12 protein-coding genes are annotated in these 13400 nt (G+C 69.4%); 3 read left to right on the top strand and 9 right to left on the bottom strand.

The genetic code is table 11. From position 1 onward, the window contains the following. Positions 1-94: 94 nt before the first annotated feature. Positions 95-949 (bottom strand): metalloprotease, encoded by an 855-nt coding sequence (locus BDIM_RS13100; RefSeq protein WP_050796728.1) that lies wholly within the window; start codon positions 947-949, stop codon positions 95-97. 159 nt (positions 950-1108) lie between these two features. After that, on the bottom strand, positions 1109-2188 hold the full coding sequence (gene nadA, locus BDIM_RS13105; RefSeq protein WP_040346156.1) for a quinolinate synthase NadA: 1080 nt from the start codon (positions 2186-2188) through the stop codon (positions 1109-1111). A gap of 357 nt (positions 2189-2545) precedes the next feature. Here nadA and ilvA point away from each other — a divergent pair, with 357 nt between their 5' ends. After that, positions 2546-4063 carry a threonine ammonia-lyase, biosynthetic gene (ilvA, locus tag BDIM_RS13110; RefSeq protein WP_003166087.1) on the top strand — a complete coding sequence of 506 codons (1518 nt, stop codon included), beginning with the start codon at positions 2546-2548 and terminating at the stop codon, positions 4061-4063. A 34-nt stretch (positions 4064-4097) separates the two neighbouring features. On the opposite strand, the gene BDIM_RS13115 is transcribed toward ilvA, so the two are convergent. From BDIM_RS13115 to BDIM_RS13140, 6 genes are all read right to left on the bottom strand, one after another. Next, complete coding sequence (locus BDIM_RS13115; RefSeq protein WP_223850887.1) at positions 4098-4499, bottom strand: host attachment family protein; 402 nt, start codon at positions 4497-4499, stop codon at positions 4098-4100. Positions 4500-4539: 40 nt separating this feature from the next. Next, positions 4540-5091, bottom strand: a complete 552-nt coding sequence (locus BDIM_RS13120; RefSeq protein ID WP_003166089.1) for a methylated-DNA--[protein]-cysteine S-methyltransferase — start codon at positions 5089-5091, stop codon at positions 4540-4542. Further along, positions 5072-6178: a bifunctional transcriptional activator/DNA repair enzyme AdaA gene (locus tag BDIM_RS13125; RefSeq protein WP_003166090.1), complete on the bottom strand. Its 1107-nt coding sequence runs from the start codon at positions 6176-6178 to the stop codon at positions 5072-5074. The genes BDIM_RS13120 and BDIM_RS13125 overlap by 20 nt, the downstream gene beginning before the upstream one ends. A 72-nt stretch (positions 6179-6250) precedes the next feature. After that, a complete protein-coding gene (locus BDIM_RS13130; RefSeq protein WP_003166091.1) occupies positions 6251-7378 on the bottom strand; it encodes a hypothetical protein in 1128 nt (375 codons plus the stop codon). 20 nt (positions 7379-7398) lie between these two features. Continuing rightward, positions 7399-7722 carry a PadR family transcriptional regulator gene (locus tag BDIM_RS13135; protein WP_003166092.1) on the bottom strand — a complete coding sequence of 108 codons (324 nt, stop codon included), beginning with the start codon at positions 7720-7722 and terminating at the stop codon, positions 7399-7401. 127 nt (positions 7723-7849) lie between these two features. Next, the gene (locus BDIM_RS13140; RefSeq protein ID WP_003166093.1) at positions 7850-8611 is read right to left on the bottom strand and encodes an SDR family oxidoreductase; all 762 of its coding nucleotides are present in this window, start codon (positions 8609-8611) and stop codon (positions 7850-7852) included. 236 nt (positions 8612-8847) lie between these two features. Between BDIM_RS13140 and BDIM_RS13145 the strand changes: the two genes are divergently transcribed. Together BDIM_RS13145 and BDIM_RS13150 are read left to right on the top strand one after the other, a co-directional pair. Beyond that, complete coding sequence (locus tag BDIM_RS13145) at positions 8848-11478, top strand: M14 family metallopeptidase (protein ID WP_003166094.1); 2631 nt, start codon at positions 8848-8850, stop codon at positions 11476-11478. Positions 11479-11703: 225 nt separating this feature from the next. After that, positions 11704-11913, top strand: coding sequence for a hypothetical protein (locus tag BDIM_RS13150; protein ID WP_040346158.1), 210 nt, complete (start codon positions 11704-11706; stop codon positions 11911-11913). A gap of 46 nt (positions 11914-11959) precedes the next feature. On the opposite strand, the gene BDIM_RS13155 is transcribed toward BDIM_RS13150, so the two are convergent. Continuing rightward, positions 11960-13400: hypothetical protein (locus tag BDIM_RS13155; protein ID WP_211205989.1), on the bottom strand; the 1441-nt coding region annotated here is incomplete at its 5' end.

Below are 13400 nucleotides of genomic sequence, written 5' to 3' on the forward strand. Positions count from 1 at the left end.
CCCCAGCGCCCCGGCCGCCTCCAGCGCCGCCGACAGGCCCGCCAGCCCGCCGCCGATGATCAGAGGCCCGTCATGCCGGATGCGCGCCATTCGCCTAGCGGCCTCCCAGTCCGAAGAACCGCAGGCCCATCTCGAACGCCGGTTCGACCGCCCCGCCCGTCAGCGGCAGCAGGGCGCCGATCGCCGCCGCCGCGCAGACCACGGCCGTCAGCAAATAGAGGGCCAGGCTGCGCCCCGCCTCGGGCCAGCTCAGTCGTCCCCACGCCACGCGCCAGACGCCGCGCTTCAGATGGCCGAACACCGCCAGTCCCAGAAACACCGCCAGGATGAACCGCCCCGTCGACACGCCCCACCACACGGCCAGGCCGCCGATGAGCAGCAGCACCACCTGCTCCAGCCGCGGATGCACTCGCGTCAGCACCGGCCCCAGCGCCTTGGACCCGTCCAGCGGCGGGGCGGGCAGCAGGTTCAACAGATTGATCATGGCGATGAAGAAGGCGCCCATCAGCCATTCCGGCGACTTCATCGCCAGGCCCACGGTCACGAAGGGGATCATGGCCAGCAGGCCGAACGCCGGCCCCGCCAGCGACACCAGCACTCCGTGCCACTCGCTCTTCGGCTCGCGCTGGCTCTTCGCCAGTCCGCCCAGGAAGGGAATGATGTAGATGCGCGCCGGCCCCATGCCGACCCGGTTCATCGCCAGCACATGGCCGTACTCGTGCACGAACAGGCCGAACAGCACCGCCCCCGCCACGACCCAGCTGCCGGTCAGGAACCACAGGAAACCCGCCATCAGCAGGGTCGAGACCACCGCCCAGACCGGGTGCTGGCCCTTGTCCTCGCTCGGCGTTTCATGGCGGGCGCTGTAACGGGGGGCCTCGCGCTCCGGCGTTGGCGCAGGCGCAGGCGTCGACCCGTCGCGAGCCCCCCAAGGCCCCTCAACGCTCATCCTTCTCCCCTCGGGGAGAAGGTGGGGCGCGCAGCGCCTCGGATGAGGGGGCTGTCGGATACGGGCGAGACGGCGAGGGCGTGGCTGGCGTCCCCCTCATCCGTCCGGCTCCGCCGTCCACCTTCTCCCCCGAGGGGAGAAGGATTGCGGACAGGGCCATCAGATCAGCTCCACATCGACATGATGCCGCGCCTTGACCAGGTCGTAGCGCGCGGGCTTCGACGGCGGCGGCAGGTCGATCATCCGCTGCACCGCCAGGGCCGCCTTCTCCAGCATCTCATCCGGCACCGTCACCTCGAACTGCATGTGCAGCAGGCAGTCGCGGATGTTCTCCAGCGTGATGCGCTTCATGTGCGGGCACAGGTTGCACGGCCCGACGAACTCCACCTCGGGCACGTCGCCCTTGATGTTGGAGGCCATCGAGCATTCGGTGATCAGCACCACCCGTTTAGGTCGGCGCTTCTCGACATACTCCGTCATGGCGGCGGTCGAACCGGCGAAGTCGGCGGCGCGCAGGATCTCTTCAGGGCATTCGGGGTGGGCCAGAACTTCAGCGTCCGGCCAGGCGTCGCGCATGTCGGCGATGTCCTGCGTCGTAAAGCGCTTGTGCACCTCGCAATGGCCCGCCCAGGCGATGATGCCCACCGTCGTCTGCGCCGCGACATTGCGCGCCAGATATTCGTCGGGGATTAGGATGACCTTGTCGACGCCCCATTCCTTGGCCGCCCATTCGACGACCTGCACGGCGTTGGCGCTGGTGCAGCAGATGTCCGTCTCGGCCTTCACATCGGCCGTGGTGTTCACATAGGTGACGACGGGCAGGCCCGGATGCCGCTCCTTGATCAGCCGCACGTCCGCCCCAGTGATCGAGGACGCCAGCGAACAGCCCGCGCGCAGGTCGGGGATCAGCACCGTCTTGTCCGGCGACAGGATCTTGGACGTCTCGGCCATGAAGTGAACGCCCGCCTGAACGATCACCTTGGCGTCCGAACGCGCGGCCTCCTTGGCCAGCCCCAGGCTGTCGCCGACATAGTCGCCCACGCCGTGAAAGATCTCGGGCGTCATATAGTTGTGGGCCAGGATGACCGCGTCGCGCTCGCGTTTCAGCCGGTTGATCTCGCTGATCAGCCGCGCCTGCTCGGGCCACTCCAGCGGGGTGACGTGGTCCTTGACCTTCTCCCACACCGGGGCGGTCTCTTCCGCCAGTTCCTTCGTCAGACCGAAAGCGCCGTCCGCCATCGTCCCTACTCCCTATCGGCCGTCTGCGCGGCTCCGACTTATGCTCAAACTTAGCATAAGCAGGCGCAATGTAGGCTCTTCCGCACACGGCGCAAGGGAAATCAACGACGCGCATCCTTCTCCCCTTGCGGGAGAAGGTGGCTCGCGCAGCGAGACGGATGAGGGGTCTCTTTGCGCCTTCCATTAAGCTAAAGCCCAGTGCTCAAGGTTGCGAAACCCCTCATCCGACGACCTTCGGTCGCCACCTTCTCCCGCAAGGGGAGAAGGCTGGAACGCAATTTTCGTTCTCATGCGCCGCAGCATCGCCTAGACCGGGACACGCTTCATCCTCCCCTGCGCCGCCTGACCGAGATCATCGTGCAAGACACCGTCCGCCGCATACTGACCGCCCGCGTCTATGACGTGGCTGTAGAGACCCCGCTCGATCCGCTGAAGCGGCTGTCGGCGCGGATCGGGCGCCCCGCCCTGCTGAAACGCGAGGATCTGCAGCCGGTCTTCTCGTTCAAGATCCGGGGCGCCTACAACCGGATCGCGGCCCTGAGCGAGGCCGAACTGGCGCGCGGCGTCATCTGCGCCTCGGCGGGCAATCACGCGCAGGGGGTGGCGTTGGCGGCGGCTAGGCGCGACGCGGCGGCGACCATCGTCATGCCGACCACCACGCCGGGCATCAAGGTGGCGGCGGTCCAGGGTCTGGGCGGCCAGGTGGTGCTGCACGGCGAAAGCTTCGACGACGCCTACGCCCACGCCCGCACGCTGGAAAAACAGACCGGCGCGACTTTCGTCCATCCCTTCGACGACCCCGACGTCATCGCGGGACAAGGCACGGTCGGGCTGGAGATCCTGCGCCAGCACCCGGACCCGATCGACGCCGTCTTCATTCCCATCGGCGGCGGCGGGCTGGCGGCGGGGGTGGCGGCCATCGTCCGCTTCCTACGTCCTGAGACGCGGCTGATAGGCGTCGAACCCGCCGAGGCCCCGACCATGAAGAGCGCCATCGAGGCCGGGCGCGTGGTCGATCTGGATCAGGTCGGCCTGTTCGCCGACGGGGTGGCGGTGCGCCGCGCCGGGTCCGAGACCTTCCGCCTGTGCCGCGACCTGCTGGACGAGATCGTGCTGGTGGACACGGACGCCATCTGCGCCGCGGTCAAGGACATCTTCGACGACGTGCGCGCCGTGGCCGAACCGTCGGGCGCCGTGGCCCTCGCCGGGCTCAAGGCCTGGGCCGCGCGCCATCCCGGATCGGGAGCGTTGGTGGCGATCAACTCGGGCGCCAACGTCAACTTCGACCGCCTGCGCCACGTCGCCGAGCGGGCCGAGATCGGCGAGGGCGCCGAGGCCTTGTTCGCCGTCTCCATGCCCGACCGACGCGAGGACTATCACCGCTTCCTGCGCAGCCTCGACGGCCGTTCCATCACGGAATTCAACTACCGCTGGTCCGGCGACGGCGCGGCCCAGATCTTCGTCGGCGTAGCCCTGCGCGACGGCGCCGCCGAGCGCGAGAGCCTGCTGCGCCACCTGACCGCCGACGGCTATTCCGTCGTGGACATGAGCGACAATGAGACCGCCAAGCTGCACGTCCGCCACATGGTCGGCGGCCGCACCATCGGCCTGCCGCACGAGCGTCTGCTGCGCTTCGAGTTCCCCGAACGGCCGGGCGCCTTCCTACGCTTCCTCAACAGCCTGCAGCCCGCCTGGGCGCTGACCCTGTTCCACTATCGCAACCACGGCGACGATGCGGGCCGGGTCCTGGCGGGGGTCAGCGTCCCGCCGGATCAACAGGCGGCCCTCAGCGCGGCGCTGGACGAACTGGGCTACCCCTACGTCGACGAGACCGACAACCCGGCCTGCCGCCTGTTTCTGGACGGGGCGGCCTGAACCGTCCCCGTCACTCTCGCGCTTGCCCCAGCGCCTACGCCCGGCTGATCGCCTCGGCGATTTCCTCGGCGGGGCGGCCGGCCAGATCCTTGGCGATCTCGCCGACCAGGCGCTGCTCCAGCGTCTTGTGCCAATGCTTGCGCAGCTGGCCCAGGGTCTTGGGCGCCGCCACGACGGCCAGGGCTTCGATCTTGTTGGTCAGGGCCATGTGGTTCAGCGCCTCGGCCACGCCCATGGCGAAGCCGTCCTCGGCCTGGGTGTCGTTGTCGGGGTTGGCGTCGCTGGAACGGCGGCCCGGCGCGCCGGACAGGCGTTCGGGGATCTCGGGCGTCGCCATCGGCTTGAGCTGGATGTCGAGGTTGTGGCCGGTGTTGCGGAACAGGCTCAGCTTCTCGCCGTCGGCGACGGCGACCAGGGCCCCGTTGGGCAGGTTCATCATCAGACTCCCGAAATGAGCGCCGAAAGGGAGGGCGCTGTCAGTCTAGCGCAAACGCCCCTTGCACCGTTCCCTCCTGCGACGCTTCGTGCGCCAGCAGCCACCGCTTGCGCTCCAGCCCGCCCGCATAGCCGGTCAGGGTTCCATCAGCCCCGACGACCCGGTGGCAGGGTACGATGACGCCGATCGGATTGGCGCCGTTGGCCAGGCCCACGGCCCGCACGGCGGCGGGCTTGCCGATGGCGTGGGCCAATTGGCCGTAGCTCCAGGTCCGTCCCGCCGGAATGGTCCGCAGCGCCGCCCAGACCGCGCGCTGGAACTCCGTGCCGCCCGTCTTCACGGCGAGGCCGTCCAACGCCGTCAGATCGCCGTCGAAATAGGCGATAATGGCGCTCCGAACGGCTTCGGGCGCCCGCCCCGGCGTCAGCCGCGCCTCGCCATAGTGGCGGGCCAACAGCTTCATCATCCGCGCCTCATAGTCGGTGAAGTCGAAGGCGCGCACGGCGCCGTCCGCGTCCGTCACCAGCAGCACCTCGCCCACCGGCGTGGCGATGCGATCCAGCGTAAAGGCTTCAGGCTGCGTCTTTTTCATCGTCGTTCTCCATGATCGTCATGCCGTCGATCCCCGCCTCGCGCAGGTGCAGCACGCCATAGGCCCGCCAGGGCCGCCATTGCTCGGCCCGCCCCGCCAGCCGCTCGTCCTCAAGCCGGTCGCTGGCCATGTCGGCCGCTTCGTCGCTCCAGACGCCCGGCAGACGCAGCCCCGGCCGCGCCTTCACCAGCGGCGCCAGCACAGGGTCCGCCGACAGGTCGCGGCGGATCGCCTCGGGATCGGCCGACAGGTCGAACAGCCGCCGCACCCGCGCCAGCACCCCCGGCAGGGCCTTCAGGTCATCCAGCGCCGCCGTCACCGCCAGCCGGTTTTCCGCCTCGAACCGGGCCATGACCTCGCCCGCCGCCCCGTCCGTCGCCGGGGCCAGAACGCGGCGCCAGACCCCGCCCTCGACCGTCTCGCCCTTCGCCTTCAGGGCGGTCAGCATGGCCTCGACCTCATAGGGCGGACGATAGGGCAGGCTCAGCCGCACGCCTCCATCCCACGGCCGCTCGGCCCGCGCGCGCAGCGCCGACGGCGGCCGTCCATACAGGGCCTGAAACGTCTCATTGAAGCGCCGCACGCTGCCGAAGCCGGACGCCATGGCGACCTCGGCCATCGGCAGATCGGTCTGGTGAATCAGGGCCTTGGCCAGCAGGACGCGGCGCGTCTGGGCCACGCTGACCGGGGCGGCGCCCAGATGCTGGCGAAACAGGCGGCGCAGGTGCCGCTCGCCCACGCCCAGACGGGCGGCCAGGGCGTCGACGTCGCCTTCATCGAGCGCGCCCGCCTCGATCAGGTTCAGCGCCCGGCTGACCGTATTGGACGTCCCGCGCCACGCCCCCATGTCGGGCGCCGTTTCGGGTCGACAGCGCAAACAGGCGCGAAAGCCCGCCTCCTCGGCCGCCGCCGCGCTGGCGACGAAGCGCATGTTCTCGCGCTTGGGCGTACGCGCCGGACAGACCGGGCGGCAATAGATTCCGGTGGACTTCACACAGGTGAAGAAGCGTCCGTCGAAGCGCGGGTCGCGCGTCAGGACGGCCCGGTAGCAGGCCTCTTGATCCAGCGTGTCGCGGGCGTTTTCCATACCCGCAACATGCGCCCGCCGCGCCGCCCTGTCTCGCGGTTTTCGGACATGACGGCGCCGCAGCTCAACGGCTCACCCCTCGCGCGTCGTCGCGAGCCGCCAGACATAGGTCGCGATGTTGACGACCAAGCTGATCGCCATCACCGCGAACACCCAGGTCAGCACCGTACCCAGCGTCAGGGCCGTGCCATCCAGGTCACGACCGGCCTCGCTCACCGCGCGCAGGGCGTCCAGATTGATGTTCGTCGCCCCGCCCTCGACGCGGGCGCTCGCCGCGCCCTGGGTCAGGGTGAGCCACCAGCCCGCATCGAACAGCCGCCACAGCACCCACAGCGCCGCGCCCGCCAGCGGGATCTTCAGCAGCCAGGTCAACCGCCCTTCGCGCCCGCGGATCAGACTGACCGCGTCCACCGCCATGCCGCCGACGGCCAGGGCCAGGATGGGGCCGTACAGGGCCGCCCACACCGGCGCCGCCTCGATCCCCACCGCGCCGCTTCTCAAGGAGAACGCGCCCAGACCCGGAAAGCGGATCACGCCGATCCACCACATCACGAAGACGCCTCCGACGATCAGCGAGGCCAGCGCCTCCAGCCCCGGCTTGTCGTTCGCCGTCACGCCCCAGACGCGCGCGCCCTTCGGCAGCCATTCGGCCTTGGCCTTCTCAGACCCCGACAGGGACGCGCCCCATTTCGCCGGATCCGCCAGACCGAAGGCCGACAGGTCGCGCACCCGCCATTTCGTCAGCCAGGTCGGCTTGATGTCGTAATGCTCCATGATCGCCCCGGCCAGGGTCAGCGCCCCAAGCAGGGTCAGCCCTCCAGAGAAGAAGCCGTGGAAGGCCTGGCTGATCGCCCGCCCGAAATCGGCCGGCGCGCCCAGCACGCTGATCAGCAGCCCCAGCGCCTGAACCGCCGCGATGACGATCAGCCCGGCCTTGGCCCCGAACAGCCAATAGGGGAACAGCTCCGGGCCGATCAGGCTGTCCGGCCCCTTGCGATAGCGGGCGGCGACGATCAACGGGTGGCCGATTTCGTGCAGGATCGCCTCCTTCTCCTCATCGTTCAGCGCCCGGCCCAGCTCCTCCTCGCGCGCCTCGACGCGGCTCAGGATCAGGTCGCGCAGTTCGGCGACGATGTCCTCGCGGTCCTCGGTCGGCAGTTGCGCCGCCACGGCCTCCAGATAGCGTTCGATGATGTCCATCGCGCCCACTCCCATCCCTTTTAGAGAATCCGTTCCAGCGAGGCGTTGATGCCGCGCCATTCCTCGGTCAGGGCGGCCAGCATGGCCTCGCCCCCCGGCGACAGGACGTAGAAGCGCTTCTTTCGCTTCTCCTCCTCGCGCCACTCGCTGGTCAGCAGCCCCTGTCCCTCCAGCCGCCGCAGCAGGGGGTAGAGGGTGGATTCCTCCATCTCCAGCCCGTCCGCCGCCAGCGCCTGCCGCAGGGTGTAGCCGTAGCGTTCGGTCCGCAGGCAGGCGAGCACCGCCAGGACCAGCGTCCCGCGCCGCAGTTCCAGCCGCATCGTCTCGAACAGTTCCCGGTCCACGGCGCCGCCTCACCTGCCGCCACATAGTGTGTGACACACAGTGTATGCGACATACTGTACGAGACTGTCAACGACCTTCGCTATCTGACATCAGCGCATGATCGCCCGCAGAGGCGGTCATCGGCGCCTAGAGATGTGAAAAGCGCCCGCCCTCGTCGGCGTCGACGGCAATCGACAGGGAGACGTGCCGGGGCCGCGTCACGGCGAACAGCACCGCCTCCACGATGTCCCGATTGGTGGCGCGCTCGCCCTTGCGGCGCTCGGACGCAGTCTCCCACGCCTCTGCGCCCGGCTCGACGTCATCGAGATAGGGCGGGTGAACGACGAGGGATCGCACCGGCGTCCCGGCCAGCATCTGGGCGAAGCCTTCAGCAAGGGCGGCCTGCGCGCGCTTGGCGGCGTAAAAGGGCAAGGACGCGGTCTGGATCGCCGCGCCGGGCAGGCCGCTGATCGACCCGATGGTCACGATGTCCGGGCGGCTCGATCCGCGCAGCAGGGGCATCAGCCCCTGCGTCAGAAGGAAGGTTCCTGAGACGGCGGCGTTCACCACGCCGAGCACCTCTTCGGCACGATGGTTCTCCGCGCTCCCTTCGAGCCACATCGCCCCGTTGTTGATCAGGATGTCGACGACCTCGTGCTCGGCCTTCAGTTGCGCCACGGCCCGCGCCACGCTGGCGGCGTCGCCGAGATCCAGTTCAACGACCTTCGCCTGCACGCCCGTGCGCTCCAGAATGGTCGAGGCGACGCCCTCGAGCGCCTCGCGACGGCGGCCGCAAAGGATCGGCCGGCTCCCTGCTTCGGCCAGACTGATGGCCAGGGCTGCGCCCAAGCCTCTGCCGGCTCCCGAAACGACGACCACGGAGCCTTCGAGATTCTGCAGGGAAATCATGGAGGAAACATACGCTAGCGACGGGAGATCACGCCCATAGGCCGGATAACGGCTTCAACCCATTCGTCATAAGGGCGCACCTGTTATCAGCGGTGAGACGGTCGCTCGGCGATGGCGCCGCGCCTGCGCTTACCGCTGAGTTCTGGCTTAAAAGCGGAAGAAATGACGGCGCGACGCCGCTTCCCTTCCCCTCGGCTCCACGGTTAAGGTCGGCGTTCCGTAGGGGGAGTATTCTCATGCCGTATCGTCGCCGCGTCGCCTGTTCTCTGCTGGCGCTCAGCCTGGCCCTGGGCGCCGCGCCCGCCCTGGCGCAACAGAATCCGCCCGAACTTCTGGCCGTCGTCGGCCACGACAGCGGCGAGCGCATCACCCGCTCGGCCGACGTGCGCCGCTATTTCGAGGCGCTGCGCGCCGCCAATCCCGACCGCATGGTCATGGGCGACTACGCCCAGTCGTGGGAAGGCCGCCCCCTGTTCTGGGCCGCCGTCGGCTCGCCGCGCAACATCGCCCGGCTAGACGCCATCAAGGCCGCGACCAACGCCCTGGCCGATCCGCGCAAGACCTCGCCCGAGCAGGCCCGCGCCCTGATCAACGACACCCCGGCCATCGTCTGGATGGCCTATTCCGTCCACGGCAATGAGATCAGCCCCGCCGACGCCGCCCTGATCGCCGCGCGCCGCCTGACCGACAGCCTCGACGCCGAGGCGCAGGGCTGGCTGGAGAACGTCGTGGTCGTCTTCGTCCCGACCCAGAACCCCGACGGGCGCGAGCGCTTCATCAACAGCTTCGAGGCGGGCCTCGGCGCCCAGCCCAACGGCGACCCCCTGTCAGCCGAGCGGGCCGAACCCTGGCCGTCCGGCCGCTTCAACCACAATCTGTTCGACCTGAACCGCGACTGGTTCATCCAGTCCCAGCCCGAGACGCAAGGCCATTCGGCCCTGATCCGCGAATGGCGGCCGCAGGTGGTGGTCGATTCCCACGAGATGGGCACCGACTCCAGCTTCTTCTTCCCGCCCGAGGCCCAGCCGCTGAACCCGTGGATCTATCCGCCGATCCTGGACGCGCGCGAGCGGTTCGGCCGCAACACCGCCGGGCGCTTCGACCAGGCCGGACTGGACTATTTCACCCGTGAGACCTTCGACGCCTTCTATCCCGGCTACGGCGACGGCTGGCCCGCCTATTTCGGCGCCGTCTCCATGACCTATGAGCAGGGCTCGTCGCGCGGTCTGCTGGCGCGCCGCTCGTCAGGCGAGATGCTGACCTACGCCGACACGGTCAAGGGCCATCTGACCGCCACCCTGTCGACCATCGAGACCGCCGCCCGCGACCGCGAAAAGCTGCTCAGCGACTTCTACGCCTTCCACCGCGACGGGATTTCGGGCGGGCGCGGCGCCTATGTCCTGTCGCGCTCCGCCGCCGCCGATCCGGCCGCCGCCGACAAGCTGGCGGGCCTGCTGGTGCGTTCGGGGCTGGAGGTCGGGCGCGCGACCGCCGCCTTCTCCGCCTGCGGCCAGAATTATCAGGCGGGCGACTACGTGGTGAACCTGTCCCAGCCCCAGCGCCGCATGGCCGAGACCCTGCTGGCCAAGGACGTGCCGCTGGACCCCAAATTCCTGGCCGAACAGGAGGCCCGCCGCGCGCGCGGCCTGGGCGATGAGATCTACGACCTGACCGGCTGGTCCCTTCCGCTTCTGTTCAATGTGCCGAGCCAGCGCTGCACCGGCGCCCCGTCGGTCCAGACCGCCGCCATCGGCCCCGAACTGATCCGTCCCGCCGCCGTGGCCTCCGGCGACGCGGCCTACGGCTACGCCATCCATCCGGGCACGGCGGGAATGCGCTTCCTGACCGCCGCCCTGACGGACAAGCTGCCGGTCCGCTCGGTCGAGGAGCCCTTCACCCTGGACGGCCGCGCCTATCCGGGCGGAACCTTCATCGTGCCGCGCGCCGGCTCGCCCGCCGACCTGGACGAGCGCGTCCGCCGTCTGGCCGCCGGCAGCGGCACCCAGGTGACGCCGCTGGCCACCTCGTGGGTCTCCAGCGGCCCCAGCGTCGGCTCGGACAAGGCCACCGTCATCGCCGCCCCGCGCGTCGCCATGGCCTGGGACGACCCGACCGAGCCGGAATCCGCCGGCTCCATCCGTCATGTGCTGGAGCGCGAATACGGCTGGCCCGTCACGGCCGTCCGCACCCGCCGCCTGGCGAACGCCGACCTGTCCCGCTACCAGGTGCTGATCCTGCCGTCGGGCGGAAACTATGAGCAGATCCTCGGCGAGAGCGGCGTCGCCAACCTGCGCGCCTGGGTCCAGGCGGGCGGCGTCCTGATCGGCGTCGGCTCGGCCAGCCGCCTGCTGACCGACCCCGATTCCAAGCTGCTGGAGAGCCGCCGCGAAAGCGCCGTCTCCGGCGACGGCGACAAGGACAAGAAGGACGGCGGCAGCGAGATCGCCACCGACGCCGAATACATGGCCCTGACCGGCCACCACGGCGGCGCGCCCGATCCGGTCGCCGGCGTCCTGGCCAGCGCCGTGGTCGACAACGAACACTGGCTGGGCGCGGGCGTCGCCCCGACCCTCAGCGTCATGGTGCGCGGCTCGGACATCTACACTCCGCTGGCCCGCGACCAGGGGACCAACGTCGTGCGTCTGGCCGGACCGGATCAGGTGCTGGCGTCCGGCCAGCTGTGGGCCGAGAACCGCCGCCAGCTGGCCTACAAGCCCGTCGCCATGGCCTCCGAAGTCGGTCGCGGCCAGGTCGTCGCCTTCACCCAGGACGTAACCATGCGCGCCTTCCTGGAAGGGCTGAAGCCTTTGTTCCTCAACGCCGTCTTCCGCGGCCCGGCGCATACGTCAGGGACGAAGGGCGACTGACATCCCTTCTCCCCTTGTGGGAGAAGGTGGACGGCGAAGCCGGACGGATGAGGGGTCTGTTTGAGGTTTGACGAGAGGCCGAGGCTGAGGTCTCGCAACCCCTCATCCGACCTCACTCCGTTCGGCCACCTTCTCGCACAAGGGGGGAAGGAACAGCACACCGGCTTTGACAACCCGCGCCCGCACAGGCTTTGCTGCGGCCGCCAGCAGGGGAGCTGACCACGCATGACCATCCACACGCCGCGCCCGCCCGCCGACGACGGCGACTGGACTCTGCTGCAAAGCCGGATCGACCGCAGCTTCTGGCAGTGGGATCGCCGCCGCGAGCCGGACGCGCCCGTCCTCAGCCGCTTCGTCATCCTGCGCCCGCCCGAACGCCTCGACTACGACACCTTCGACGAGGCCGAAGCCATGTTCGAGGCGATGGAGGAATGAGCCGCGCCGCCCTCGCCAGACTCTCCCTCCAGTGTCGCGCGACCAGTCACTGGATTCGCGTCGCCAGCGCCGGGGCGCCCGTAACGCTCCAGGCCCGGGGCGCGATCAAAGGCCTGTCGCACTTCGCCTCGATCATCCGCCCCTCCTGCGTGCTGTAGCGCACAGGCGAGGCGGCCGCGCAGCGCGCTTGGACGGCGAAGAACATGGCCGTCGCGTCCGTCATCGGATCATGACCCTCGACCTTCGCCAGCAAGGGATCGCCCGACAGGACGCCGCACTTGTCGCCCGTGTCCAGCCGCACGCCCTTCTCCGTCCGATAGAAGCCTGTGCTCCCCCCGGTGCAATTCTCGCCGTTCAGGTGGAACAGGGCCGCCGCGCGATACTCGTCCGGGGAAGGCTTTTCCTCCAGGGTGACGCCCAGCGCCGCCAGCCGCGCGGCGACGCCGTCCCAGCGCGTCGCTCCTGAACCATCCATCAGCAGGGCGACCGCGCGTTCGCCCTCAGGCCGGGCGCGGAACTCGGCGACGCCGTAACCGTCGCCCGCCATGCCCTGATCCAAGACCTCCTTCCACAGGTCGAAAACATCCCGCGCGCCTGACGACGCTTGGCGCGTCTCCAGATCGGCCAGCCACTGCACCACCGTCCCGCAATCATAGACCGCCGACCCCGAGCGCAGCCGCGCCGGGTCGTAATCGCGGTCGCCCAAGGCCTTGCGGCACCCGTTCAACCGTTGCGACAGGGCCTCATGCGCCGCCGTCTCCGTCACCGCGCCGGTGGAGACCGCCGCCGCCCAGGCGCCGTATTCAGCCGCGCCCTCATGCAGCCAGGGCGCGGCCTCGCCGTCCCGGTTCTCCAGCCGATGTCCGTTCCACAGATGAAAGGTCTCATGCCAGACGAAGGTCGCCAGGCCGGCCGCCACGTGCGCTGGCGGTTCGTCCCAGGCCGCCCCGTGAAACCGGGTCGAGATGACGCCGCTGTCGCTCACGTCGCCGCGGAAATCCACCGGCCCCGGGCTGTCGGTCGTCACCAACAGCACCGGCTCATACGGCAGATCCCGTCCCAGCCGCGCGCCGAAAAAGGCTTGGGCCGCGAAGAAGCCGTCGCGCATGATCCCAGCCAAGGTCGGCGACACGGTCTCGCCGATCACCAGCCTGGCGCCGGGATAGGTCTCGACCTGGCTTTGAGGGCCGAGATAGACAGAGCCCTTCTCCGCCTTCGACATCGGCAAGGCCGTCTCGCCCGCCGCCGGGCGCGCGGTCAGCTCGGCGTCCATGCCCCGCAACGTCACGGCGGGACCGTACAGGATGCTGCCCGATCCGATCCGCGCCAGGGCAAGGTAGCCGCGGTCGCGCTCGGTCGTGTCGGGCGTGATCAGAATCTCGAAGGACTGGAACGGCGCCTCGCCCTCGACCGCCCCATCCGCCAAGGTCAGGCTTGGCGTCGTCACAGTCCACTCGGTGCGGACGATGTTTTGATTGAGAAACGCC

This window comes from Brevundimonas diminuta ATCC 11568 (assembly GCF_000204035.1).
Taxonomy (GTDB): domain Bacteria; phylum Pseudomonadota; class Alphaproteobacteria; order Caulobacterales; family Caulobacteraceae; genus Brevundimonas; species Brevundimonas diminuta.

Excerpts from the sequence above, each read along its gene's own strand:
- BDIM_RS13140 (WP_003166093.1), bottom strand. The coding sequence starts at position 8,611 with ATGATTTCCCTGCAGAATCTCGAAGGCTCCGTGGTCGTCGTTTCGGGA.
- BDIM_RS13120 (WP_003166089.1), bottom strand. The coding sequence starts at position 5,091 with ATGAAAAAGACGCAGCCTGAAGCCTTTACGCTGGATCGCATCGCCACG.
- BDIM_RS13100 (WP_050796728.1), bottom strand. The coding sequence starts at position 949 with ATGAGCGTTGAGGGGCCTTGGGGGGCTCGCGACGGGTCGACGCCTGCG.
- BDIM_RS13115 (WP_223850887.1), bottom strand. The coding sequence starts at position 4,499 with ATGAACCTGCCCAACGGGGCCCTGGTCGCCGTCGCCGACGGCGAGAAG.
- BDIM_RS13130 (WP_003166091.1), bottom strand. The coding sequence starts at position 7,378 with ATGGACATCATCGAACGCTATCTGGAGGCCGTGGCGGCGCAACTGCCG.
- BDIM_RS13145 (WP_003166094.1), top strand. The coding sequence starts at position 8,848 with ATGCCGTATCGTCGCCGCGTCGCCTGTTCTCTGCTGGCGCTCAGCCTG.
- nadA (WP_040346156.1), bottom strand. The coding sequence starts at position 2,188 with ATGGCGGACGGCGCTTTCGGTCTGACGAAGGAACTGGCGGAAGAGACC.
- BDIM_RS13150 (WP_040346158.1), top strand. The coding sequence starts at position 11,704 with ATGACCATCCACACGCCGCGCCCGCCCGCCGACGACGGCGACTGGACT.
- BDIM_RS13125 (WP_003166090.1), bottom strand. The coding sequence starts at position 6,178 with ATGGAAAACGCCCGCGACACGCTGGATCAAGAGGCCTGCTACCGGGCC.